General features: G+C 47.7%; 12 protein-coding genes. 2 read left to right on the forward strand and 10 right to left on the reverse strand.

Going from position 1 to position 25,420, the window contains the following annotated elements:
• Positions 1-15: 15 nt before the first annotated feature.
• Positions 16-576, reverse strand: coding sequence for a UvrB/UvrC motif-containing protein (locus BQ5453_RS10795; RefSeq protein ID WP_022102722.1), 561 nt, complete (start codon positions 574-576; stop codon positions 16-18).
• 341 nt (positions 577-917) lie between these two features.
• Here BQ5453_RS10795 and BQ5453_RS10800 point away from each other — a divergent pair, with 341 nt between their 5' ends.
• Entirely contained in the window at positions 918-1,439 is a 522-nt protein-coding gene (locus BQ5453_RS10800; protein ID WP_071123216.1) for a TlpA family protein disulfide reductase, read from the forward strand.
• 335 nt (positions 1,440-1,774) lie between these two features.
• On the opposite strand, the gene ligA is transcribed toward BQ5453_RS10800, so the two are convergent.
• Complete coding sequence (ligA, locus tag BQ5453_RS10805; protein WP_071123633.1) at positions 1,775-3,787, reverse strand: NAD-dependent DNA ligase LigA; 2,013 nt, start codon at positions 3,785-3,787, stop codon at positions 1,775-1,777.
• Between the two features lie 109 nt (positions 3,788-3,896).
• Between ligA and trmD the strand changes: the two genes are divergently transcribed.
• Positions 3,897-4,571: a tRNA (guanosine(37)-N1)-methyltransferase TrmD gene (trmD, locus tag BQ5453_RS10810; RefSeq protein WP_071123217.1), complete on the forward strand. Its 675-nt coding sequence runs from the start codon at positions 3,897-3,899 to the stop codon at positions 4,569-4,571.
• Positions 4,572-5,037: 466 nt separating this feature from the next.
• On the opposite strand, the gene BQ5453_RS10820 is transcribed toward trmD, so the two are convergent.
• The 8 genes from BQ5453_RS10820 to sov all read right to left on the reverse strand — a co-directional run bounded on the left by BQ5453_RS10820 (position 5,038) and on the right by sov (position 25,403).
• Positions 5,038-6,456, reverse strand: a complete 1,419-nt coding sequence (locus tag BQ5453_RS10820) for a tetratricopeptide repeat protein (protein WP_235860078.1) — start codon at positions 6,454-6,456, stop codon at positions 5,038-5,040.
• 357 nt (positions 6,457-6,813) lie between these two features.
• The gene (locus tag BQ5453_RS10825) at positions 6,814-8,517 is read right to left on the reverse strand and encodes a glutamine--tRNA ligase/YqeY domain fusion protein (RefSeq protein WP_071123220.1); all 1,704 of its coding nucleotides are present in this window, start codon (positions 8,515-8,517) and stop codon (positions 6,814-6,816) included.
• Between the two features lie 41 nt (positions 8,518-8,558).
• Entirely contained in the window at positions 8,559-10,736 is a 2,178-nt protein-coding gene (recQ, locus tag BQ5453_RS10830) for a DNA helicase RecQ (RefSeq protein ID WP_071123221.1), read from the reverse strand.
• Positions 10,737-11,699: 963 nt separating this feature from the next.
• Positions 11,700-12,179, reverse strand: a complete 480-nt coding sequence (ispF, locus tag BQ5453_RS10840; RefSeq protein WP_022102712.1) for a 2-C-methyl-D-erythritol 2,4-cyclodiphosphate synthase — start codon at positions 12,177-12,179, stop codon at positions 11,700-11,702.
• Positions 12,176-13,348, reverse strand: coding sequence for a type IX secretion system outer membrane channel protein PorV (porV, locus tag BQ5453_RS10845; RefSeq protein WP_071123634.1), 1,173 nt, complete (start codon positions 13,346-13,348; stop codon positions 12,176-12,178). Before porV ends, ispF begins: the two co-directional genes overlap by 4 nt.
• 72 nt (positions 13,349-13,420) lie before the next feature.
• Positions 13,421-17,173 (reverse strand): type IX secretion system sortase PorU, encoded by a 3,753-nt coding sequence (gene porU, locus BQ5453_RS10850; protein WP_071123223.1) that lies wholly within the window; start codon positions 17,171-17,173, stop codon positions 13,421-13,423.
• Positions 17,174-17,209: 36 nt separating this feature from the next.
• A complete protein-coding gene (locus BQ5453_RS10855) occupies positions 17,210-17,812 on the reverse strand; it encodes a hypothetical protein (RefSeq protein ID WP_143033381.1) in 603 nt (200 codons plus the stop codon).
• Positions 17,813-18,008: 196 nt separating this feature from the next.
• Entirely contained in the window at positions 18,009-25,403 is a 7,395-nt protein-coding gene (gene sov / locus BQ5453_RS10860; RefSeq protein WP_071123225.1) for a T9SS outer membrane translocon Sov/SprA, read from the reverse strand.
• Positions 25,404-25,420 lie beyond the last annotated feature (17 nt).

Here is a 25,420-nt window from a genome sequence, read left to right on the forward strand (position 1 = left end):
TGTCTTGTTTGGCTTCTACTCGTTGTTATTTGCCATATCCCGCTTGTTAAGCTCGTCACGTAACACGCTGGCCAGTTCAAAGTTATCATCTTCGACTGCCGATTTGAGAGCTTCTTTAAGCAAGTTGTTGCTCATGGCAGCAAGGGGCAAGGCCATGCTTTGCTTGTCCGGATTGTTCATTCTTGATTGTCGCTCAAAAGTGTCGCGTTGCACCCACAGTGCAGAGTGTGTTTCTATTGCTGACACAACGGCTTCGGCCACGGGCACGGTGATAGACACCACTTCATTAACAAGCTCAAAGTCAAGCAAGGCTTGTGTCTCACCATTGGCTGGCTGCATCAGTCGTACACCTATCATGGTCATGCCCACGCGCCCAGCCAATTTATTCATCAGCTTTGAGCAAGTAAAGTCTTTATGCTTTAATGCATTTGCAATCATATCGTACCCATTGTGCGGAATGAGGATTGGAAGGAAACGTTTGCCCTCCTTTTCACGCAGCACCAAAATGAAAGCATCTTGCAGTTCTCGACCACGTGTCATGCCTTCAATCATTAGTTCAATATAATTATCGTACATACGCTGGTTGTCAGTTAGTTACGTTGTTCGTATAAATTGTATGACAGCTTGTCTGCATACTCCTTATGACAATACAAAGTCTATGCAGGTATTGGCATATTCCACTCTGCAATTTGCTATGTATTGCTGCTATTGGTAAGCAAAGTTACTGCAAACCCAACTTTCAACAAAGCAAAACGTGTTATTTCTTGGACATTTGCGCCTTAGGTTGTTTATGGAGTCACTCTGTGAAAATATCGTATATTTCGTCAGAGCATAGAATATTTGCGGCAGAATGCAAATGATTGAATATTTGCCATCAAACTTTCGGATAAGCGCAATGCTATTTGTACATTTGCAGAATGAAACAAATCTTTTTGCTTTTAGTCATAGCTGTCGGCCTAATGACGTCATGTCTGGGTAAATTAGAGGAAAATGCTAAGGTGACGGACATTGTGAGTGTTGGGCAGCGTTTGCCTGATTTTACGGTGACTACAAGTGACAGCACTTTGGTGAGTAGTGATAATTTGCGTGGGCATGCGTCCGTAATAGTGTTTTTCAGCACCCAATGCAAAGATTGCCAGCGGGCTTTGCCTGCGTTACAGAACGTTTATAATAAGTATAAAGCGTGTGTCGCTTTTGTGTGTATAAGCAGGGCGCAATCTGGCAATGATGTTGCCGCATATTGGCAGGCGCAAGGTTTGGACATACCATATTCGGCACAGACGGATCGCAGTGTCTATGCGTTGTTTGCCACAGCAGGCATACCGCGTGTCTATGTGTCTGATAATAACGGGATTGTTCGTGCCATCTATGTTGAAAAGGTCAATAGCGATACATTGTGTAGAACGCTTGATGGTTTGATAGCAGATGATAGTATATAGGTTTCATATTGTTGTCTTCTATATAACAAAGTTCAAATATCATCTTTGTTATTATCTCAACTTGTTTGCCATTCTGGCAAAGGGAACTGTCTGGTAAAACGTAAAAATGCGAACGAACTCAAACGCCGAACGCAAGCACTAATGGGGGCGACGCGTCCCGCGTTTTTTTTAGCAGCCTCGTCCCGTGTGGAAGATGCAATGTACATACACAAAACAAAGGCTCACAGACGGTGCTAATTACACGCTTGTCTGTGAGCCTTTGCCTAAAATCTTGCGGGACGCTCCGCCCCTATCAGAGGTAGCGTTTGGTGTTTGAGTCCGTCTGCAGTCATGGTTCAAACTTCGAGTTTGGCTAAGAACTCGGTTTCGTTAATGATGGGTATACCCAGTTTTTCTGCTTTTTCACGCTTAGATGGGCCCATTCCCTCGCCGGCAAGAATAAAAGAAGTCTTCTTTGATATGCTTGTAGCGTTTTTGCCACCATTGTCTTCAATAATTTTCTTATACTCCTCGCGCGAGTGCTGTTCAAATGTGCCACTTATAACGATTGTCATGCCAGCAAGTAGCGTAGATGCCATTTCCTTTTCCTCAATGCACATCTGTACGCCAGCATCGCTCAATCGTTTAATCAGGGTGATGTTGCGTTCTTCGCGCAAAAATGTACGAACGCTTGATGCTATCACCTCACCCACACCGTCGCATGCAAGCAGGTCGTCGATACTTGCCTTAAACAGAGCTTCCATTGATTTGAAGTGGCGTGCAATACCTTTGGCCACGACCTTGCCCACAAAACGAATGCCGAGGGCAAACAAAACTCGCTCAAACGGCACCTTCTTGCTCTCTTCAATACCTTCGATTATTTTATTAGCCGAACGGGCTTTCGTGCCATCTTCGCCCCAAAGGTCTTGCACTTTAAGTTGGTACAAGTCGGCCACATCGTGAATGAGTCCTCGTTCGAAATAGGCGTCCACCGTTTCTGGGCCGAGTGATTCTATGTTCATGGCATCGCGGCTGATAAAATGCTCAATGCGCCCCTTGAGCTGTGGCGGACACGCTGTGTCATTCGGACAATAGGTTGCTGCCTCGCCTGGGTAGCGCACCAATGGTGAGCCACATTCGGGGCAGTGTGTAATGAATGACACCTTTGGGCCAAGCGCTTCACCGGTTTGTTGGCGTGCCTCGGTGTTGACACCCACAATTTGTGGAATAATTTCGCCGGCTTTTTCAAGATAAACGTGATCGCCAATGTGCAGGTCAAGTTGCTTGATAATATCCTCGTTGTGCAATGAGGCGCGTTTGACAATGGTGCCGGCCAGTAACACGGGGTCCATGTTGGCAACGGGGGTTATGGCGCCCGTGCGGCCTACTTGGTAAGTCACCTCGCGCAGTGTGGTGCAGGCACGTTCTGCCTTAAATTTGTAAGCTATAGCCCATCGTGGGCTTTTGGCTGTAAAGCCTAAGCGTTGTTGTTGCTGCAGTGAGTTTACTTTCAGCACAATGCCGTCAGTGGCCACAGGCAATTCGCGGCGGTGTACGTCCCAATAGTCAATGTATTCAAATATCTCGTCAACAGAGTGTGCCAGTTTTACGTGGTCTGACACCTTAAAGCCCCATTGGCGTGCTTTGGCCAGCCGGCCAAAGTGTGTAGGCTCGTGTATGCTGTCGCCCATCACATAGTAAAGGTAAGCATCGAGGTGGCGGTGTGCCACAACTGCCGAACTTTTACTTTTGAGCGTGCCTGAGGCAGCATTGCGCGGATTGGCAAACAGTTGTTCTTCGCGTGCCTCGCGTTCGGCATTAAGCTTTTCAAAACTTTGCCACGGCATCAGCACTTCGCCACGAATTTCAAAGTTTGCGGGGCAGCCGCAGTCTTCAGGCAACTGCAGGGGTATGGTTCGGATCGTTTTGACGTTGGCCGTTACATCGTCGCCGCGCACACCATCACCACGTGTCACAGCACGCACCAGTTTATAGTTCTCATAAATGAGGGAAATGCTCAGTCCATCGAATTTTTGCTCGCAGCAAATTTCAAAAGGTTCACCTTGCAGCCCCTCCCTTATGCGGTTGTAAAAATCCTCAACGTCTGTTCGTGAGTAGGTGTTGCCGAGTGACAACATGGGCGTCGTGTGTTCTACCTGTACAAAGTCCTGACTCAGGTCACTGCCAACTCTCACAGAAGGTGAGTTGGCATCAGCCATTTCCGGGTGTTTGCGTTCAAGGTCCATGAGCTCGTGCATGAGCATGTCAAACTCCTGGTCGGTAATGGTTGGAGCGTTGAGTATGTAATAATTATAGTTGTGTTGGTGCAACTCTTTGCGGAGTTGCAATATACGTGCTTTCTCGTCCATGTCGTTAGCTTGTTGTGAGCGTGTTCCTAATTTGAAATACAAAAGTACAGACTTTCGCCAATAAATTTGTAATTTTGCGATGTAATTTTGAAACCATACACTACCATCTATGCGTATTGATATCATAACCGTTTTGCCCGAAATGCTTGACGGCTTTGTAAACACCTCTATATTGGCTCGTGCCCAAAAGAAGGGACTCGTTGAAATACATGTACATAATTTGCGTGACTACACTACAGACAAGCACCGCCGGGTAGATGACTATCCCTTTGGCGGCTTTGCTGGTATGGTGATGCAGTGTCAGCCTATCGATGCCTGCATCAGCCAGTTAAAATCGGAGCGCGATTATGATGAAATAATTTTTACATCGCCCGATGGCGAACAGTTCGACCAGCCAATGGCCAACGAACTGTCGCTGAAAAAGAATATTATAATTCTGTGTGGTCATTACAAAGGTATAGACTACAGAATACGCGAACACCTTATTACTAAGGAGATAAGTGTAGGCGACTATGTGCTGACTGGGGGTGAACTGCCAGCGGCCATCATCAGCGATGCACTCGTGCGCCTGGTGCCGGGTGTGCTTTCCGACGAACAAAGCGCCTTGAGTGATTCTTTTCAAGACAACTTGTTAGCTGCGCCAGTATACACACGTCCTGCTGATTATAAAGGGTGGAAAGTGCCCGATATTCTGCTTTCGGGGCATGATGCAAAAATCAAGGAATGGGAATTGCAACAAAGCATGGAACGTACCAAACGCCTACGCCCCGACTTGTTGAAGTAATTTGAGTTGCCTAAAACGCGCTACAAAAACGCAAGCACTAATGAGGCCGACGCGTTCCGCGACGGGAAAAATGCAATGTTCATACACTGATGTAAAGGCTCGCAGACAGCATTATTTAATTTATACGCTTGTCTGTGAGCCTTTGCCTTAATTTTCGCGGGACGAGGCTGCTGAAAAATAGCCCGACGCGGAACGCGTCGCCCCCATTAGTGCTTGCGTTTTTTCATTCAACCCAATACTGCATACGAGAGGCAAGCAAGGTTTTAAGGTTGGTAATGGCCTTCTGTACTTCAGCCTTCTGATGTTCTATCGGCTCTATGCGATGAGCAAAGAGTTGTTGGAGAGGGAGGGGAGGGAGAGGAATGGGGAAATTAGAAATTGCCTTACGGTCTCCTCTCGGCATTTTTGCTCCTTTGGTTGTTGCATTGTAATTCGTCCAAGTGAAGGTCACAATCCGCTTGCACACCTATTCCAGTTTGAAATCCTTCTTGATTTGTTGTAGAATATCGTCGAGAACGTATGTGTTGAACATGCGGCCAAACAGTTTGACCACCATGTCGGGCCTGGTGGCAAGCGTGATTTGAAAGTTGCGAAGGAACAGCTCCTTCTGCATTAGTTTGTACATGGCCAAGGCTATGTAAGGATATATGTCGCAACTCTCTTGTATGATGGGTTGTTTTGCCAGTTTTATCCACAGCTCGCTTGTTAAATTAAAGTTCTTGATTTCATTCAGTTGCTCAACAATGGCCGTGTACTCCTTCATGTCATTATGTGGCGCATCTAATGCCTTGTCAAGCAGCTCAACAGCCTTTTTGTCATTTTGAAATTCATGGTAATAGGCTGCCAGTTGTGTAAGCAGGCTGCACTGCGAACTGCCGAGCATGCCAAGCGACAAAGCAAGCTCTTCTGCCATATTGTCGTTGCCCAGCATGATGTGGGTGTAAACAAGGTCGGTCGTGATGCGCAGGTGGTCTGGACTTTCGGGCGGGCAGAGTCTGAGGGCATCTTGCAGTGATTGCAAAGCTTCCTTTTCGCGATGTTGCGCATAAAGTTGTTCACCTGCATACATGCGCAAACTATAATCATTGGGGCACAAATGGGCGTATTTAATACACAGTTTCAGTCCCTCTTCGGTGTTTTGTGTAGCAAAGGTGGCGAACACTTTCAAACTCATGGCACGTTGGTTGGTGTCGTCGATGGCGAGTGCGTAGTCGCAGCTCTGTATGCACTCTTGATACAGCCCGCACTTTTGCTGAATGTCAGCCAGTTGGCTCCATGATATGGCGTCGTAAGGGTTGATGTCAACCTGTCGGTTGGCAGCCTCTATGCTCTTGTCGTAATTTTGTGACTGAAAGTAGGCTTCGGCTATAAGTTCGTCAGCGCGACTGCGAAATTGGTAGTTCTTGGGTATTTGTTCAAGATACTTTAGTGCGCGCTTCTGAAATCCGTAGTCCAGGTATATTTCTCCCAGGTCAAGGTACCAATCATAGTCGTTGTCGTTCATGACCGCTGGCAGATTGTGTTGCGTCCGTACTTCGGCTTTGTCTAATCTGCTGCAAGCCACGTCCCATTCAATGTAAAATAGTTGCACGTCGCGGTTCGCTTGATTGGCAATGCCTTTAATGATGCCCATGGCTTCATTCCATTTGCCATCACCCTTTAGCTGGTATGCCTTTACCACGAGCACCTCCTCATTGTCAGGGTGCAACTTTTCGGCGAAACGCATAAGGCGTTCCGCATCATATTTACGGTTATTCTTCTCGTAGTATTCCTCAATGTCCATGAGGGTGGAGGCGTCCATGTAGAAGTCTTCACCTGTTTCAATCTTTTGCTCGTATTCTGCAATTGCTTCTTTCAGATATTTATCCATATATGGTGTCCCCATGTTTAAGTAGGTGTTCAAAATTATTTTTACATTGAAAGTGCATTATCGGGGCGCAGATGTTTCCTTCGGGTGAGAAAGCATAGCGGGCTATGTGACCGAGACCGAAGGGAACAGATGTGTCTCGAGAATGTGCTTTCAATGTGAAAATGATACCTACTGTTTGTATTAAATAATTTTGAACACCTACTTATTGAACAATAAAGGGCTACGCTGTTGCGTGCAACGAACTGCATTGCATTTAAGCGTAGCCCAATATTATGATGTTCAAAGTCGTTTTGTGAAATCAGTGGGTGTGGCGTCCGATAGAGCACAAATCCCTATTTCAGAATTATTAGCCCCACCCATAAATCCTTCGATTTACTTCTGCTTGGCCCAAGTATCCTTCAAACTCACCGTGCGGTTGAATATAAGGTGGTCGGGCGTAGAGTTCTTGTCTGCAGTAAAATATCCTGTGCGTTGGAACTGCAGGTAGCGGTTGCCAGTTGGGTTTTCGGCAGCGAACTTTTCAACATAGCAGTTGCTGAGTACTTTCAGCGAGTCTGGGTTGAGCAACTCTCTAAAGTCTCTTTCGTCAGCTGAGGGATTTTCGACATTGAAGAGTCGGTCGTACAAACGCACTTCGGCTGGCAAGCTATGTGCCACGCTCACCCAGTGAAGTGTGCCTTTAACCTTGCGGTTTGCTCCTTCAAGGCCGCTGCGGCTTGAGGGGTCGTATTCGGCATATACCTCTTCGATTGTGCCGTCGGCTGCTTTTTTGCAGCCAGTACACTTTACAATGTAAGCATTTTTCAAGCGCACCTCCTTGCCAGGCACCATTCTGAAGAATTTCTTGGGCGCATCTTCCATAAAGTCAGCGCGTTCCATCCACAATTCGCGGCTGAAGGTGATGGTATGTGTGCCGTCTTCTTCGCGTTCGGGATTGTTGACTGCCTCCATTTCTTCGGTCTGTCCTTCAGGATAGTTGGTTATAATCAGCTTGACGGGGTTCAACACGGCACTTACGCGCAGCGCTCTCGCGTTCAAATCCTCGCGGGCAGCAGCCTCGAGCATGGCATAGTCGTTGAGTGCGTCAAACTTGGTATAGCCAATCATGTCGATGAACTTTCTTACAGCCTCGGGCGAGTAGCCACGGCGACGCAAGCCGCATACGGTCGGCATGCGCGGGTCGTCCCAACCATCAACGAGATGCTCCTGCACCAAAGCCAAAAGCTTGCGCTTTGACATGACGGTGTAGGTCAGGTTCAGACGGTTGAATTCGTACTGACGTGGACGGTTGTCGTCAAGGTCCTTACCCTCCTTAAGCTCGTCAATAAAGTGGTCGTAGAGCGGACGGTGGGGTACAAACTCCAATGTGCAGATAGAGTGTGTTACGCCCTCAAAGTAGTCGCTTTGGCCGTGTGCAAAGTCGTACATGGGGTAAACTTTCCACTTGTTGCCAGTGCGGTGGTGCTCTTTGTTGATGATGCGGTAAATAATCGGGTCGCGAAAGTGCATGTTGGAATTTGCCATGTCGATTTTGGCACGCAAAACCATGGCACCTTCGGGTATTTCGCCTGAATTCATCTTTTCAAACAACTGGAGACTCTCCTCTATGGGGCGGTTGCGGTAGGGGCTCTCCACACCCGGTTGAGTGGGGGTGCCTTTTTGGGCTGCTATCTGCTCGCTGGTTTGTTCGTCAACGTAAGCCTTGCCCTCCTTGATGAGACGGACGGCAAAATCCCACAGCTTTTGAAAGTAGTCAGAGGCATGATAAATGTTGCCCCATTTGAAGCCCAGCCATTCAATGTCCTGCTTGATGGCTTCGACGTATTCAGTGTCCTCCTTTTGGGGGTTCGTATCGTCAAAACGCAGGTTGCACACACCTCCAAACTTTTGTGCTACGCCAAAGTCCATGCAAATGGCTTTGGCATGGCCAATGTGCAGGTAGCCATTGGGTTCGGGTGGAAAACGTGTTTGCAGGCGGCCCCCGTTCTTGCCTTCTTGCAGGTCGTTGGCCACAATTTGCTCAATAAAGTTCAAGCTCTTCTTCTCAGTGCTTTCGCTATCTTTAATTTCTGTCATAATCGGGTAGTGTAATTATTGTAGAGTGCGGCCATGTGTGGTTAGTTGGCCATTTCAGAGATAAACTTGATGCGTACCAAGCGAATTTCCTCCTCGCTGTAGTCATCGCCAAGCTCGTCAAGAGCGGCATCAAGGTCATCAGTTTCGCTTTCTTTGAAGTATTGATAGATGTCGTCTACCAAATCTTCGTCAAGCATTTCATTGATAAAGTAGTCAATGTTTATTTTGGTGCCAGAGTATACAATGGCTTCAATTTCGTCGAGTAGCTCGTCAAATTCAATGCCATTGGCCACGGCTATGTCGTCTAACGCCACTTTGCGGTCGATGCTGTGAATGATGCTAACCTTCAATTTCGACTTGTTGGCCACGGTTCGTATGCGTAAATCCTCGGGCCTTTCAATGTCGTTGTCCTCGCAGTGCTTTTTGATGAGTTTGCAAAATTCGGTGCCGTATCTCTTGGCCTTTCCAGCTCCCACACCAGGAATGTTCTGCAACTCCTCAAGAGTTTGAGGGTAGAAGGTGGCCATGGCCTCGAGTGAATTGTCTTGGAATATGACGTAAGGTGGAATGTCTTGCTCTTTCGACATCTTCTTGCGCAGATTCTTGAGCATGGTAAACAGGGCCGGGTCAACGGAAAATGCCGATTCTTCGTGCAATTCTGCTTCTGCCTCCTCTTCAAAGTCGCGGTCTTCGATAATCTCGAAGGATTGCGGCTTCGTCATGAATTTGCGTCCCTTTTCGGTGATTTTCAGCACGCCATAGTTGTTGACGTCCTTGTCAAGATAGCCAGATATGAGTGCTTGCTTGATAACAGCATTCCAAATGCGTTCATCAACTTCCTCACCGCAACCGAACTCCTCGAGTTCGTCGTGATGGTAATCGCTAATCTCTTCGGTGCGATTGCCGAGTAATATATCCTTAATGTAATCATCACAGAAGTTCTCTTTCGTTGCAGAGATAACTTCCAGCACTTTCAACAATTCTTTTTTAGCTTCCACTTTGTTTTTAGGGTGTAAACAGTTGTCGCAGTTGCCACAGTTGTCCTTGTCATAGGTCTCGCCAAAGTAGTGTAGTAATAGTTTTCGGCGACATAACGAACTTTCAGCGTAGGCTGCGGTTTCCTTTAGGAGTTGTTTGCCAATGTCTTGTTCAGCCAAAGGCTTGCCCTCCATAAATTTCTCTAATTTTTTTAGGTCTTTTCGCGAGTAAAAAGCAATACATTTGCCTTCGCCGCCATCACGTCCGGCACGTCCGGTTTCTTGATAGTAACCCTCCAGGCTCTTCGGTATGTCGTAGTGTATGACAAACCTTACGTCGGGTTTGTCTATACCCATGCCAAAGGCGATGGTGGCCACTATGACGTTGATGCGTTCCATCAAAAAGTCGTCTTGTGTTTTTGAACGTGTGGCCGGATCCAATCCTGCATGGTAGGCTTCAGCTTTAATGTCGTTCATTCGCAACACCTCGGCCAACTCCTCTACTTTTTTGCGGCTCAGACAATATATAATGCCGCTGCGTGTGCCGCCTTGCTTGATAAACTTGATTATATTGCGGTCAATATCCTTGGTTTTAGGGCGGATTTCGTAGTAGAGGTTCGGACGGTTGAACGAACTCTTGTAGGTTATGGCATCGGTTATGCCCAAACTCTTTTTGATGTCGGTAGCCACCTTTTCGGTGGCAGTGGCAGTGAGTGCAATCACGGGTGCATTACCAATGTTGTTGATGATGGGGCGTATTTTGCGGTATTCGGGACGGAAGTCGTGCCCCCATTCCGAGATGCAATGAGCCTCGTCAACGGCATAGAATGAAATCTTGATCGTTTTCAGAAACTCGACATAAGTTTCCTTGGTCAAGCTTTCGGGTGCCACATAAAGCAGTTTTGTAACCCCATTTGTGATGTCATTCTTTACCTGCTCTATTTGGTTGCGGTTAAGCGATGAATTGATATAGTGGGCTATGCCGTCCTCCTGGCTCATGTGTCGGATGGCATCGACTTGGTTCTTCATCAAGGCAATAAGCGGAGATATGACTATGGCTGTGCCGTCCATGAGCAGTGACGGCAGCTGATAGCATAATGACTTGCCTCCACCTGTAGGCATAAGTACAAATACATTATGGCCTTCAAGCAGAGATTTAACAATATCCTCTTGATTGCTTTTGAATGTGTCAAAGCCGAAGTACTCCTTAAGAGCCTTTTTCAGATTATATTCTTCCTTCATCGCTTTCGTGGTTGCATAGAGGTTAGAAACGTGGGCGGCACGCAAGTGCTATGTGCATTGGGGCGCGCTCTGTATCGTTTTACTTTAGCAAAGGTATAACAATTTTCTTGAAAACAATGTATACATTACTGCAATTTTCGTTGCCGGTATTTACTATCAGCACGAAGATTTTATTTTTGCCGTATTTATATGTTGTTGTGGGACAGGTGCCTGGTCCTTTTGACTTGTGGCATTATTGTATGCAAGCGTTTGCCAAAAAGGTGTGGCCATGTGGGTGCGGTGGCGGTGTGAGAAAGCAACCTCGTGTGGTGTAGTATATGCGTGCAAAGATGTTCGGGATTATGTCCCACACGACTTTTCGTGATTTTGTCTGCACTCTGCACTTTTGCTTGTATAACATTGAATATCAGCGTGTTACGGCGTGTAGACAAATCTGCACTTTGTGTGCACTATTGTCTGCACGCTGCCCGCATCATGATTGTTGTATGCACTGTTTGCACCATGTAGGTTGCCAGACGTTTTTTGCCTGTTTGTGCAGATGTTTTTAATGGTTGTGTCACACGGGACGTACGGCATAGGGGGAGCGTGTTTCCTGTCGGAGTGACAGGTTTTTCGCTCCCCCTATGCTGGTTGCACGCTATGCCGCCACAGTAAAGCATGATAAGCATCATCAAAAAGTGCAGGCAGTGTGTAGGTAGAAAATGGGGTTGTCTACACGCACGATAGCTAATGATTATCAGTATGTTAGGTGCTATTAGTGCAGAGTGTAGACAAAATGACAAATATTGTTTTTACCGGACTGCAATTAATTACAAGAGAGTTTTACGGTGACATTAGCTCGCAGTGCTCACAAATGTGCAGATGTGCAAATATAGCTGACGCCGTAGCGTTACTATTTGCAACGCTACGGCGTCAGCCCATTAGCATATTAACACATTAACATATTAGCACATTGTTCAATGCTCAGACCTTTTCGATCAACACCACGGCATAAGCAGAAATGCCCTCTTCGCGACCTGTGAAGCCAAGTTTTTCGGTGGTAGTGGCTTTAATGCTGATATCGTTTGTGCTGATGTGCATAATTGGTGACAAGCATTCTTTCATGGCCTGCACGTGTGGGTTGATTTTGGGGCGTTCTGCACATATTGTAGCATCAATGTTGCCCACTTGCCACCCCTCGGCCTTGAGTATGTTGATGGTCTGTGCCAGTAGCACTTTGCTGTCGGCACCCTTGTATGCTGGGTCGGTGTCGGGAAAGTGATAACCTATGTCGCGCAGATTGGCAGCACCAAGCAGCGCATCGCAAATGGCGTGTATCAGTACATCGGCATCGCTGTGTCCGAGCAGACCGAGGTCGTGTTCAATCTTTATGCCGCCTAACCACAGGGCGCGGCCGGGTACGAGTTTGTGTACATCGTATCCCATTCCAACTCGTATTTTCATCGGCGTTTTCCAAATAAATCGCGTATGCCGTCCATGTCGAATGCCAGTGACACACGCAGGGTTTGATCGAGTGGGTTAGAGGCAGAGGTGGCAATCACATAACCGGCATCAATAGACATTACGCTCATGCGGAAACCGGCACCGACTGTGGCGTACTTGCGGTTGCCCTGCCATTTGCTCTCGTTATGATAGCCGGCGCGCAGCGTGAACTTGTCGTTGTAGGTGTATTCGGCACCGACGCTCCATTGTATCTCTTCCATTTCGCCCTTGAAGCCTCTTTCCGAATCGCCGAATGATGAAAATATGCCTCCGATGGAAGACTTGTTATAGTATTCGCTGTTAAGGCGCTCCTCGTAGTCCTCATTGCTTTCGTCGGCACGCTGCAATGGCATGGAGGGCACGAGCAACTTGTTGATGTCGGCAGAGAACCCGATGCGGTTGTACTCGTTGAGCGGTATCATGTAGCTGAGACCGAGGCGCAGGTTGGTAGGTATGAAGTATGAACGGTCGTCACCATAGGATATCTTGCTACCAATGTTGTTGATGTTCAAACCCCAGGCTAACTGGCACTCGCGTTGCCCCATCATTAAGTAGGTGTTGTAGTAGAGTGCAATGTCGGCTGCAAAGGCAGAACCGCCAGTGGAGTTGTCGTCGTAGTGGCCGTTGATGTCTGAATAAATGTAGCGCAGAGCAACCGCGGCCGAGAACTTCTCGCTAAGCATACGTGAGTAGGCCGCATCAACACTCAGTTCATACGGCTTGACGCTCATGCTTTCATCGCCTGATACCGTGAACTCGCCCAACGTAAAGTAGCGCAGCGATGCACTGAGCGCTTGATAATCGCCCAAACGCACGTAGCCGGAGGCATTGAGCAAGGCGATGCCACTGGTCAGTTTGCGCAGCCATGGGGTGTAGTTTATTGCAAATCCTGCACGTGAGATGTTGAAGGGGTACTTTGCAGGGTTCCAGTATTGTGAGTTGACGTCGGGGTCGGTTGCCGCACCCACATCACCCATACCGCCGGCTCGGGCATCGGGGGCAATAGAGAGTGATGTGACGGCTGTGCGTACAGGGTTGAACTGGTCGCGTATTTCGTCGTCGGCTCGCAATGTCTGTGGTAGTATGCTTGCTATCAGCAAGGCACTGCCTGCAAGCAGGTGGGCGTGCATTTTATTGCTTGGTTTGTGTGAGGTATGTCGCATGTTATAGTTGTGTTGTTTGCTTGTTTGTATGTAGGCCATTTATCGGATAATAAGTTTTTGGGTGTTTGTGTCCTTTCCTGATACTTTGCTGCGGTAAAGGTAAACACCTGCGGGCAGCTTGTTGCCGGCATAATCGTTGAGTTGCCATGGTATAGACACGTTGGTTGTGCCGGCAGCGGCTTCGGTTGATTGGTGCCATACGCGGTAGCCGGCTATGCTGTACACCTCGGTTTGTACCATGTGGCTCACGCTTGGGTCGAGGTCGTTAAACGTGGTGACGAAGGTGGTTGACCTTTCGGGTGTATTGCTCGTGGCATAAACGCCGAACGCTGACTGGCCGTTTTCGATTACGTTAAATGTGAGTTGCGCAAGGGTGCTGTTGTCATTTACGTCCCACACCCGGTAGTAGACGGTGTGTTTGCCTGGTGTGAGTGCCGTTAGTGGATAGGTGAGTGTGCCGCTCATGTATGAACCTTGCTCGAAGGTGAAGTAGTCGTTGACGTTGATGCTGTTTTTGCTTCCGTTGTCAAACCACAGTGTCATGTCGTGTCCCATGCTGCCTGTCATCATGGATATGCCGCTCGAGTCGGTAACAGTGGCATAGAGTGTGGCTTCGGTGCCAATGCGCCCTCCGTCGGGGAAGTCGGGGTTGTCGATATATATGAACACTTTGGGTGCGATGCTGTCGGTACCTTCGTTGGCAGCACTCTTGCTGATGTTGAATTTGCTGAATTGCCCGCACAGTTCCTGTTGCTTGTCGGCACTGACTGCATAGAGCGACAAAAGCGGTGTGGCGGTGCTGAGGGGGGCACTGCGCGGTATGCTTGTCTTGATGGTGAACTGCCCGTTGTTGACAGGTACGCTGCCTTCGAACAGTATTTGGGTGTAGTCGGTGTAGGTGAGCGGTGTGACGGTGCTGCTGTTGCCCTGGCCCTTGCAGGTGATTTTTTGTATCGGGGCAAAAAGCGTGGCATAGAGTGTGCCGCTAAAGGCCGTGTCGGTTCGTTCCAAACTTGTTGCGGTGCCAATGTGACCAGTGAAACTTACCACGTTGCCAGCTTCGAGTTGGGCTATATTGCTTGTAGTGGCTGATTGGCTGTTGATGCTGTCTATCTTGACACCGGCATCGGCATACTTGAGTTCGGCAGCGGGGTCGCCAAAGTAGGCGTATTTCATTTTGTTGATGCTCCTGTCGTAGCCGATGGTGTTACCTCCGTTGCTCGACACAAGTTCGGTTTTTGTCAAGCGCAGGGCATCGCCAATGGTGTATCGCTTGCCGTTGCCGTCCTTTGCAAACAGATATTTTATAAAGCCTTTGTTAAGCGACCGGTTGTAGTTGGCGTAGACCGAGCGCGACGCGCAAAGTACGCCAACGGCCCCCCCTTGTTGGTTGTAGATGGCATTGCGCCCCATGTCGCCATCGGATTGTTGGTCGTAGGGGGTGATTTCGCATGAAGCAAAAATCCATATAGGCAGCGCGCTGCTCACATTGCTGCTCATTTCGTCGCGATCGAGCAGAAAGTAGTTGGAAATGCGCTTTGGACTGCCGTGGCCATTGTAGTTGAATATGAGTGCACCTTGTTGCATGGCTCTTTTCAGCTTGCTTGTTGCCTCGGGGTAGGTGTTGCCCTTGGCTTCGCTCACTACGCTATAGGCATCGGGGTATATGCGACGTACCATAAAACCCTTGTCTGCCGATTGGGCTGTTTGTTGGCATACGCTTTGTGCATCGCTCATGTGGAGGTTGTTATTGCCAACATCGGCTATGGCCCACATGCGGTTTTTCCATGGGCCGACATGCTCGTTGGTGATGTATGTTATGGTTTGGTCGACCAAGATTTTTGCTTCGTCCTCGGTTGTGCAAAGGAAACGTCCCACACCGAGGTCGATCTTTTCAGACGCGATGTTGTTGCCTTCGCCGTCATCGAGCAGGGCGTAGTAGTCGTCGGTTACATAGTCGTGAATGGTGCCAATACCGTAGGCACCAACTTTGTTCTCTTCGTCGCTGCGTTCGTAGGCCAGCAAGTAGTCGTCGGGATTGTGCTTTTTCCATTCGGTTGTAATCATTCGGTTGTCGTAAGCACAATTACCGAAGAGCAAAAGGTAACGTGGCGCGTTTGCCATGCTGTCTGCCCGGTCGTAGAGCATCTTTATGTAGCGGCGGTAGGCACTGCCATCGGGGGTGCCTGACGAGAACTCGTTGTAGATTTGGTCGGCACGTACCACTTTGACACGCAGGCCTTGTTTGTCTCGGTGAAAATCGGCAAGCCGTTCGGCTTGGGCTGTAAGTGTGCCTGACGCGGGTACAATAATAATGTAGTCAATGTTGCTGTCGGCATGCAAATTTTGGTTGTCGACTGAACCGACAATGGTGGGGCTGTCGTAGCTCTTTTTAATATCGACGATAACAAAACGCGCGTTCCCTTTAGCGGCAGTTGCTTTGTAGGTGCTGCCTTCGAGTTGGCCGGGTAGTTCGGCGCATACATTTTGCGCATCGCCAATTTGCCACACGCGTGTGTTGGCATCGGCATCGCTTATGACGAAGGTGGCCGGATCTTGCGCATTGCCGCTGAATGTAGTGGTGTTGGCTACCGACAGGGCTTGCTGGTAGCTGAGATACAGGTAGTTGAGTTTGCCTGCAGCGGGTGTTTGTATCTTTAATTTGGCTTCGGTGCCAAATTGCGCTTTGAAACTGCTGTGATAGCCGCGTGCCTCTTCTCCCTCGCTTGTTGAACCGAGGTTCTGCTTGGCATATTGTTTTTGGGTGTCGGCATCTGTAATGGTGAAGTATGATGACGACCCTACTGATGCACCTGTTACATCGTACACTACCTGCACATCGCTTGTGGTGATATTGCCAGGGAGTTTTATTTTGAATGTATGTCCGCTCTGCAGGTCGTTGCTGTCGTAAAAATTACGTCCGCCGCCATACCACACACACGTTTCGTTGTTAAGGAGTGCGTGCGCTGTTACGATGCTTGTTTCAGTGGCTTGTGATGTGGCGTGGTCGAGTGTGCCAAATTGTAGTGGCGCATTGTCGTTGCCTTCAGCTTCAGTCAGGAAATAGTAGCTGTGTTTTGAAAAGGTGTTGTTGCTGAATTGTGTGTTGCTCTTGTATGAGGTCAGCCCCTCGGCAAAGAATAGCACGGAACCGTTTCTGCGGTACAGAGGTACCTCGTTAAGGTCGTCTATGAGCGCGTCGGTGCCCTCGAAGGGTAAGTTCTCTTGTATCAGTCGCCCGCCATAACCGTATAATTTTACTTTCGACGGGTCGGCAAATCCTGCACTTTTGAGCTGCTCGTCGGTAAGTTGGTATATGCCTTCCTTGTCCACATACATTTTAACCCATTTGCCTTTGGCCAGTACTGATTGCTTGGCGTAGCGCTCAGATTTGTATACATCAGTTGTGGCTTGGAATATGCGACGTGTAGCGCTTGATACTTTGGGACCTTGAATGGTGGGCTGCAGCGTATAGTTTTTTATAGCATACCACGCGTTGTGACGTTTTACTACGGGTATATAGGTGACATCTGCAATGACGTCGCCACGACTGATAGAACGTGTAATATGAAAGTCCACCTCATTTTGTGCTTCAAAACCTTGGGCTTGCAGTTGTTTGACTGATGCAGAGGACAACCTTTCGTATTCTGGGTATTCTAACCTGAAACTGATGGTGTCAGTCTCTAACAATTTGCCAAGGTTGAATTGTGCCGTCTTGACGTAGTCTTGTGCATAAGCATTGGCCGAGGCTAATGATATGGTGGCTAATATGAGGTTCTTTTTTATGTTCATTGCGGTTGGGGTTCGTTGTAAAATGCAGGCATCACTTTATTTGATGTTGAACGCAAGTTGTGGCTGGTCGTTCAGCAAGAGGCTGACGTGGTCGTCGATGTGCACTTCTACCAGTTCTATGTTCAGCGGCATGAGTAACAAATCGCCCTGTTTCATGGTGTAGTGTTGGCTGATTTGAGCTATCTGATGATCGAATTCGTTGCACAATAGATTGCGAGTGAACATGGTGGTGTGGCTCATGTCGTTTAACACGACAGTTGCTTTAAGACTGTCTGACATGGGCATGGTTTGCTTGCCTTCGGCTACTGCAACGGCATTGTCAAAGCCAATGGCAAGATCCCAGGGCTTGTTGTTGCACTGCAATTCTTTAAGCAGGTCTTGTGCTATGAAGTGTACACCTAAGCACATTTCGTCGGCATTGTAATAACGTTGCGCAAAACGCTCGTTGATGCTGCGCCCTAAACGGTTGATGCGTGCACACACACAGAGTTGTGCCACACATTGCTGGGTGAAATCGGGAATAAAGAATGGCCGCTTTTGAATGAGCAGTGCCGTGTCGGGTATGGTAGCAACGCCCATATCTTTATATAACGTGGCTCCGGTATTTATATTGTTTGGCAGAAATCTGAATATTTTCATTAAGAGATGTTTTAAGTAGGTGCTCAAAATTATTTTATACAATTAGTAGATGCTATTTTCACATTGAAAGCACGTTCTCGAGGCGCATCTGTTCCCTTCAGCCTCGGTCACATAGCCCGCTATGTTCCCTCACCCGAAGGAAACATCTGCGTCCCGATAACGCACTTTCAATGTAAAAATAATTATGAACACCTACTTATCTGTTGAGAATGAACTTGATGCTGACGCCGAAGTCCTGTGTCGTAACGGGGTACGAGCTTGAGGTGAGCAACGGCTTGTTCATTTGCCGGTCATAATAGGCTGTCAGCGTGAGTAACTTGCTCAAGGCGTAATCGGCCGAGAAGGATACTTGCACTGCCTTGTTGCCACTGGTGGCTTGCGACAATTGGGTGAGAATGTCGCGGTTGAGCGCACTCTGATTGCGGAATGTAAAGTCCAGACGCAAATTCAGGTCGTTAGCAAAGCCACGGTTGGCGCTTGTAGTCTTTTTTGATTGGCTGCTGTTCTTTGATTTGCTGCGTACGGTCTTTTTGGGCGCAAACAAATTGAGGTCTGCAATCTTGTAACCCAGTCCTACAACAAAGTCGTTTGAGCGTGTCTCGGTCAGCTGTTGTGAGGTCATGCTCAGGGTAAGTACGCGGGTCTTGCGCATTTCGACTTTTGCTGTCAGATTGTTCTGGAATGTCATATCTATGCCAATGAGAGGTGAAAAACTCTCGTTGATGCTGACGGTTGTCACATCATACATGCAGCTGGGTATGGGGTTGCCAGAGGTGACATCGTTGACAAATCCAAAGCCGTTCATATACTCTTGATAGCTTGTATATGTGTTGTACGAGCCTACAGAGTATACACTTTTGTATGAATGGTTAAGATTGAAGCTCTTGAACACCTTTTTCATTTTGGGCAACTTTGACAATCCTCCATACGTAATGCTCCAGTTAGGCAACAATTTCAGCATGGCAGGGAATATGTCGAGCCCGGTGTTTCCTGCAGTGTAAGTGTTGAGGAATGCGGGTATCATGACCTCGGGGGCATAGCGGCTAACGGTTCCGTTGGCAGGGTCGAAGGTTTGTCCTGCCAACTGCGAATTGGCAGGGTAGGGGGCACCTGTAAATTGTTTTTCAACACGTGCTTGATAACTATCGAGTGAACTGACAAACTTGCTGAAGGTTTTGCTCTTGTAACCCTTGTCGGGGGAGCCCACCTTCTCAAATGCGCTGCCAATAGAGATGGTTGTCATGCTGAAAGAACCCGTTTGGGTGGTAGGCATTCCGTCAAACATGAATTGTATGCTGCGGTTGCGTGTGCTGTTGCGCGAGGCATTCAAGTCTATCTTGACATCGCGGAAAGGCTCGAGTGTGGCGCGTAACTGTAATGACTCTGTCAGGTTAGAGGTGGCGGGTGTTGTGACGCTATCGGCCATGAGCAGCCAACCGCGTTCTGCCGCCTTGCGAACATATCCCTCGTCGGTAGCACCAAAGGCGAAGTTGAGGCCTGGCGCGAACATGCCAGCATTTTTGCCTTGACCAAAGACATCGCCAATTTGAGGCATGAAGCCTGGAATGTTCATGTTGAACCTATTTGTGTAGTTTACGCTCACATTACGTACCATCATCAGGAAGCGCGTGCCCATTTGCAGCGCTTTGTACCAGCCTTGGTCTTCGGTGCGTTTTTTGGGGGTAACGGTTATTTTGATGCGTGCGGTGTCTTGTGACAGTATCAAAATCTTATTGTTGTCAACCACCTTGTAGCGTATGGGATAGCGTGTGCCGTCGGGACGTAGTGCTGTAACTCTCAGCTTTTTAGACCGTTGATTGTGTTGCAGCACTTGCGTTGTGTCGGAAAGCAGCTTTAGCTCTTTCTGAAAATTCTTCTTTGTATTGTCTCCTTTCTTTTTGTCTTTTGGCGTTTGGGCATACTTGCGGTTTACTTTTTTCAAGAACGGCACATGGTTGTAGAGTGTCTCAAAATTGATACGCCCGTTACCTGTGATGTTTCTTGAATTGGCAATGGTATTGCCCAGGGTTGAGCCGTCTTCGAGTTCTGAACCTCGTGCCCAATTGTAGGTCGCATTGTAGGCAGCATCGGCTGTTAGCCAATCAAACAATGGAAGTTTGTTAAGAGGCAATTTCCAAGAGAAATCAAAGTTTTGCTGATATGTCAGAGGTCTGCCCAAGTGCTTGATACTTTGCCAAACAGAGTCTTTCCATGCTGTGTAGCGGTCGGGGTAGAGGTCCTTGTTTACAGCAGTATAAGGTTGTTCGATTTCTGCATTTGTGCCAGATGAGAAATTGGCATGAATGTTTTTGGTCAAGTCCCATCTTAGCTGGAACGTGCGGTTCCACAGGAAGTCGCTTGACCAACTGAGTGGCAGAGAATTGTTGTCAAGATTCTCCATGTCGCGCTCTTGTAATTCGTAGTAAGAGCGTGTGATGTCGGAGTTGAAGCCGATATTTTGTGGCAGGAAGTTGTAACCTTGATCTTTAAGTATTTTGAACCATTTTGATTTGCTCTTGCTCTTTTTGAACGGCTCAAAAGTCTTGAGATTTGGTGCCCAGTTATAGTTGAATGTGTATTTCCAATTTTGGTCTTTCTCCCATGCAGTTGTTTCACCAGTAGTGTTGCGTGTAGAGTACGCATAGCCGAATGTGAAGTTTGCAGGGTCGTAGGGCATAGGGTGCGATTTTGTCGAAATGTTAAACCTGGCGCCAGATATGCTGAAGTTCTTGTTTATTATGACATTCTCTGCAATGTCTTTCAGTGAATCTTTTTGCTCCTTTGTAGACAGCGCGTCAAGTGCTTCCTTTAGCTCCATGTCCGTGTCGAGCGGGTTGTATCGAGGTGATGTGCGCTGCTTCGAATATGAATAGTAGATAGGTGCATTGAGCTTGACTTTTTCAGGCAGGAACTTGCCGGCGTTTACATTGGTTGTAACGCTGTATTCGTAAAGGTTGTCGTCTCGGCGCTGGCTGACAGTCTCTTCAAGACCGCCAAAGCCTTCGGTTTCGATATGTCCGGTAAGATTGACTGTTGCCAGGTCAGACAATTGAATGTTAAGCTGCGAACGTGCTGCCCAACCGCCTTTGTTCGTAAATTGTTGCAGTCGTAGTTCGTTAGCCCAAACTTCCACATTTTGTATTGTGCGAGAGTTGTTGCGCACGCCAATCATGATGGTGCGCACCTCGCCCAACGAGGGGTTACCCATAACTGTCACTTTGTTTGCGGGACGCTCTGGGTCGTATTCGGAATAGGCTTTGGCGTAGGTGGCCAGTCCAAGGGCTTTTTGCTTATTTCGACTGTTCTTGACATTGGTAAGCAGGGTCAGATCGATGTCGAGCATATTATCGTTCGGCCATACGATACGTGCCTCTGATGTGTTGTCATTATAGTGCTTGGCGGGGGTTATTTTCAGAGGAATTTCATATTCATAGAAATTGCTCTTATAGTCCGAACCAAGGCGGACGAAAATGGCAGTCTGGCCGTCTTCAACTTCGTTTTCACCAATCAGAGAGTTGGCATGCGTAAACATTTGAATGTGCTTGTAGCGACGCAGGTCAAGGTTCGTGTTTTTGTACACGGCTCTGGCGTCACCACTGCCTAATTGTTTGACTGTCAATGACAGGGCTTGCTCGTTGTTTTGTAATATTTGGGTTTGTCCTGGGTCGACTACGCGGCTGATGCCGGGGGGCATGATGTAGTTGACAGGCTCCTTGGCATTATTCTCTTCAAAATTCACTGCACTTACCTCAAGTGTACCCGTTGCTTCGGGGCTCTTGCCTTGATAGAGTGCTTGCTCGTACGACCGCCATTCGCCATGCACCAAATTTAGGGTTGCAAAGCGCAGCACGACGGGCTTGCTAAAGCCTGTCATGAACATACGCATGAAGCGAATAGACGAAAAGTCTGATATTCCGCCTTCGCGTTTCTCATATTGGTCAACAGGAATGCGGAATTGATACCATGTATACTCTTTAGTCTTACCATCGCGTGTTTTCTGATTTGTAACTCGTTTGTCCACGATGTAGTTCTGTCCTACTTGCAGCGCGTCTTCAGAGATGTGTACTCTGTACTGGTAATACTTCTCGTATTCGTTGAGGGTAAAGTCTTGGTTAATATCCTCAACGTCAGGTTGTGTTTTGTAGGCTGTGCTATATTTCTCTGGCGAGTTCTCGGCGTCTACCGAATTGCCGTTGGGGTTGTTTATATACTTGTATCTGTCGAGTATTGAACGTTGTTCACGGTCGTAGTCGCTGCCTCTGAAATAGTGGTATTTATCGGCAGAGGGGGACATCAGAATAGAATCGTAAACCTCGGGGCGGACTTTGGGTTGTATGGCAGCGAGGAATGCGGCATAGGCTGGGTAGTTTTTTTCGTTTTCCGACGACAAACCATTGAAGCCTACATCTTGTTTGGCCCTTGAGCCGCTTGAGGTGTTAAACGCGTAGGTTACTGTGTTTTGTGTTGGCACACGTCCCCACACAGTTTCGGTGTATTGTGTAGGGTCGTCGTCAATGGGTAATCCGCTCTCGTAGAACTTTTTGCCATCTTTGAGCACATCTTCGCTGATTTCGCCCAAGTTAAAGTAAAGGTCGCCATTGAATGTTGTTCCGGCTTCGCGTGCCTTCATGAAGGGGTCTAACATCCAAAATTCTATGTACTCAATGTTGGCGGCCTCAAAGTCAGATGTCTCAAGTTTGCGCATCATGCCACCCCAACGTTTTTCGGGGTTAAGCAGATGTCCGTTGGCGTCGAGTGTCGGATCGAGATTGTAAGGACCACGCTCGTTGGGGTAGTAGGCAAGGTTCAGCACATTCAGTGTGTTTGACTCTTGCATATTTACGCTTTTGTTGGGGAAGAGTTCACTCTTATATATCTCACGAACATCAGGGTCTGAAATCTGTGCCAGGTCATTTTTGATATGACTTGGTGTCAGGCTTGACGAGCGTCGTGTAAAGAGTGGGTCGATGTAATACCATGCCAGCAGAGCGCGGTTGTAGCCATAGCGCACATCGTTGGTATATTTTGATTCAGGGAACATAGAAGGTACGCTCGAGAGGTTCCATTCCTTAGGATTGGAAATATCAATTTCGTTCTTCGAGTTCTCAAAGTCGTCAATGTATGAGGCGTTGCCTTGTGCCCCTCTGCTCTTACCAGCTATGAGTTGGGCAAATTCGGCAGAGAAATTAATGCTTGATGGTGTTGTACAATGTATGAACGGCAATTTGTTAAGCCAGTCGGTAAGGCGCTGGCTTTGCTTCTTCCACGACAGATTAAGCCCCCACAACGTATTGTTGAGCGGCTCTGCCCCCATAGAAACCTTTGTCGTAATGGGTTTCTCGCCGAGATGCATGAAGGTACCACCAAATTGGAAGTCTTTGCTAAAGTCGTATTCAAAGTTCATGCCGAACATGGTTTTGCGTTGCATACCATAGTCGGTGTTGCTCTCCAAACTGACATTAACGTTTGTACCAGCGTCCAGAATGCTTTTATTGAGAATACGTACAACGCCTGAGTTGTAGTCTACTGTATAGTCAGAGCCTTCCATAAGGGTCTGACCGCCAGCCGTAACAATAACCGAACCACGTGGAATGTTCATGGCTCCTAACTGTATTTCGTCGTTGCGTGTAGCTTTGTATTGCCCGGTAATTTGATATTTGTTCTTCTCAGCAATCTGTTTTGCTACGGTGCGAGTTGAATCATAGAGCTCTTGAAACACATATTTGCGTGCCACATCTGCGTTGCCAATGGCTTTGGCCAATGATGAACCGAAAGGTTCGACAACGGGGAAGAATACGCGTCCGCTTGAGGCATCGATGGTGTAACCTTCAACGTAGTCAAAGGTACCATTCGGGCCGATTTTGTTGTTATTGTCAAGTCTGTCAAGACCTACCAATGTCAGGATTTTCTTATCTTTTATGCCGGGTTCGGGAATGTAGCTCAAGTATACCCCAGTAGTGTCTGACAGCAATTTGATGTCGAGCTTGAACTTGTCTTTTTGCACAGATGTCGCTCCCAACGAATAGACATTTTTCATCATCAAATGCCAGTTACCCATCGCTGGTGTACAAGCGGTGTTTTTCAGCGTTTTTACAAACAACACCTCCTTGTTATCCTTGCGGTCCGATGAAAATTCGCCCACCTGGTATGTTTGCCCGCGGAAGGTGTATTCATACGCAACGGCCAGCACTTGGTCAGTTTGCAGGGTTTGTTTGAGTGATATATATCCCAGTGCGCTGTTCAAAGTGTATTCCGAAGCAGACAATTTGCGGGCAGATTCCAACTTTTCGTAGTCTACGCCGCCCACCATGCCTGCTGCGTCAAGGGTTGTGGTAGCTGCCGATATGTCGCGGGCAGCACTCAAATTGTTGTTTAGTGTGTTGTATAGTGAGTTTGAGTTGTTAGATGGTTGTTTGTCACCTCCGGCAATCCACGCATTGTTCGAAATGCTGTCGTGTTCTGCCAAGTCTGTGAAACCCACAATGTTACGGGTGTCGGTTGTGGCACCGGTTTTGTTCGTTACCCATACTTCGATGCGCTTGATGGTAATGCCAGATGTGATGTTAGGCAATTGCTTCATATTTTCATCGTAGTGGTCGCGAAAATAATGTGACAGAAAGAAGTGTCTGTTCTCGTCGTAAGCGTCTGCCGAGAACTCAAATGTAGTGAGTTGAGCCCCACCTTTTGAACTAACTGTTGACGATGCCGACTTCTTTTGCGCTACAACGGTGGACAATTTAAGTTTGCCAAATTGCATGTCTGTACGTACGCCAAAAAGTGAACTTGCCCCACGAACTAAAGAAGAGTTTGTAGGCATGCTTACGTTACCAGCCTCTACGAGTTTAATGATTTCGTCTTCTTTGCCCTCGTAGCGCAGTTTCAGATTCTGTGTGTCAAAATCAAAGGTGGCCTCGGAGTTATAATTAAAGTCCATGTTGACTTTGTCGCCGACCTTTCCATTCAAACTAAGATTTATTTTCTCGTCGAAGTCAAAACCAAAAACCTTGCGGTTGCGCTCCGAGAGGCTTGGATTGTCTGTAAAACGTGTGTTCGCTCCAATTTTAAGCTCAGCAGAACCTTGTGTTTTGATACGCACCCCCCCAGGGCCAAATATTTTGTTCATTGGTCCTAAATCAAAGTGCATGTCTGTAAAGTCGAACTTGTCTTTGCCTTTCTGCTTGAACTCCTCTGCATTCTTTTGTCGATAATATTGCGCAATAGAGCGCTTCATGGCAAGATCCTGATATTCTTGCCATGTCATCGAAAAGGGTGTGCCTATGTATTCATCACCCAATTTCGTGCCAAAACGGTAACCTCCAGTCTCGTCGTCATAATCGGCCTCAGTTTTTAGGTTTTCAGGGTCGTGCAGGTCGATGCTTGCATGTGCTGTGTCGGCAAGCGTTGTGATGGTTGTTTTTTTGACCTTGGGCAATGTGTCGTTGGCTTGAACTTGCGTTGCCTGAGGTTCTTGCCCAACTTGAGTGGCGCTTGACGGAGCGTTTTGTATGTTATAACGCATAAATGCTGCTTGCCCAACCCCTATGCTTGCAGAGGCCAGTACAAACAGCAATATGTAGAAAAATTGTTTCAACAGTTACTGATTTAGAA

Origin of the sequence: Prevotellamassilia timonensis, assembly GCF_900106785.1 — a bacterium.
In the GTDB taxonomy this organism is placed as follows: Bacteria; Bacteroidota; Bacteroidia; order Bacteroidales; family Bacteroidaceae; genus Alloprevotella; species Alloprevotella timonensis.

What these genes read in the sequence shown, in the direction of transcription:
- BQ5453_RS10795 (WP_022102722.1), bottom strand. Translation starts at nt 576, where the DNA reads ATGTACGATAATTATATTGAACTAATGATTGAAGGCATGACACGTGGT.
- BQ5453_RS10800 (WP_071123216.1), top strand. Translation starts at nt 918, where the DNA reads ATGAAACAAATCTTTTTGCTTTTAGTCATAGCTGTCGGCCTAATGACG.
- ligA (WP_071123633.1), bottom strand. Translation starts at nt 3,787, where the DNA reads ATGGACGAGAAAGCACGTATATTGCAACTCCGCAAAGAGTTGCACCAA.
- trmD (WP_071123217.1), top strand. Translation starts at nt 3,897, where the DNA reads ATGCGTATTGATATCATAACCGTTTTGCCCGAAATGCTTGACGGCTTT.
- BQ5453_RS10820 (WP_235860078.1), bottom strand. Translation starts at nt 6,456, where the DNA reads ATGGGGACACCATATATGGATAAATATCTGAAAGAAGCAATTGCAGAA.
- BQ5453_RS10825 (WP_071123220.1), bottom strand. Translation starts at nt 8,517, where the DNA reads ATGACAGAAATTAAAGATAGCGAAAGCACTGAGAAGAAGAGCTTGAAC.
- recQ (WP_071123221.1), bottom strand. Translation starts at nt 10,736, where the DNA reads ATGAAGGAAGAATATAATCTGAAAAAGGCTCTTAAGGAGTACTTCGGC.
- ispF (WP_022102712.1), bottom strand. Translation starts at nt 12,179, where the DNA reads ATGAAAATACGAGTTGGAATGGGATACGATGTACACAAACTCGTACCC.
- porV (WP_071123634.1), bottom strand. Translation starts at nt 13,348, where the DNA reads ATGCACGCCCACCTGCTTGCAGGCAGTGCCTTGCTGATAGCAAGCATA.
- porU (WP_071123223.1), bottom strand. Translation starts at nt 17,173, where the DNA reads ATGAACATAAAAAAGAACCTCATATTAGCCACCATATCATTAGCCTCG.
- BQ5453_RS10855 (WP_143033381.1), bottom strand. Translation starts at nt 17,812, where the DNA reads ATGAAAATATTCAGATTTCTGCCAAACAATATAAATACCGGAGCCACG.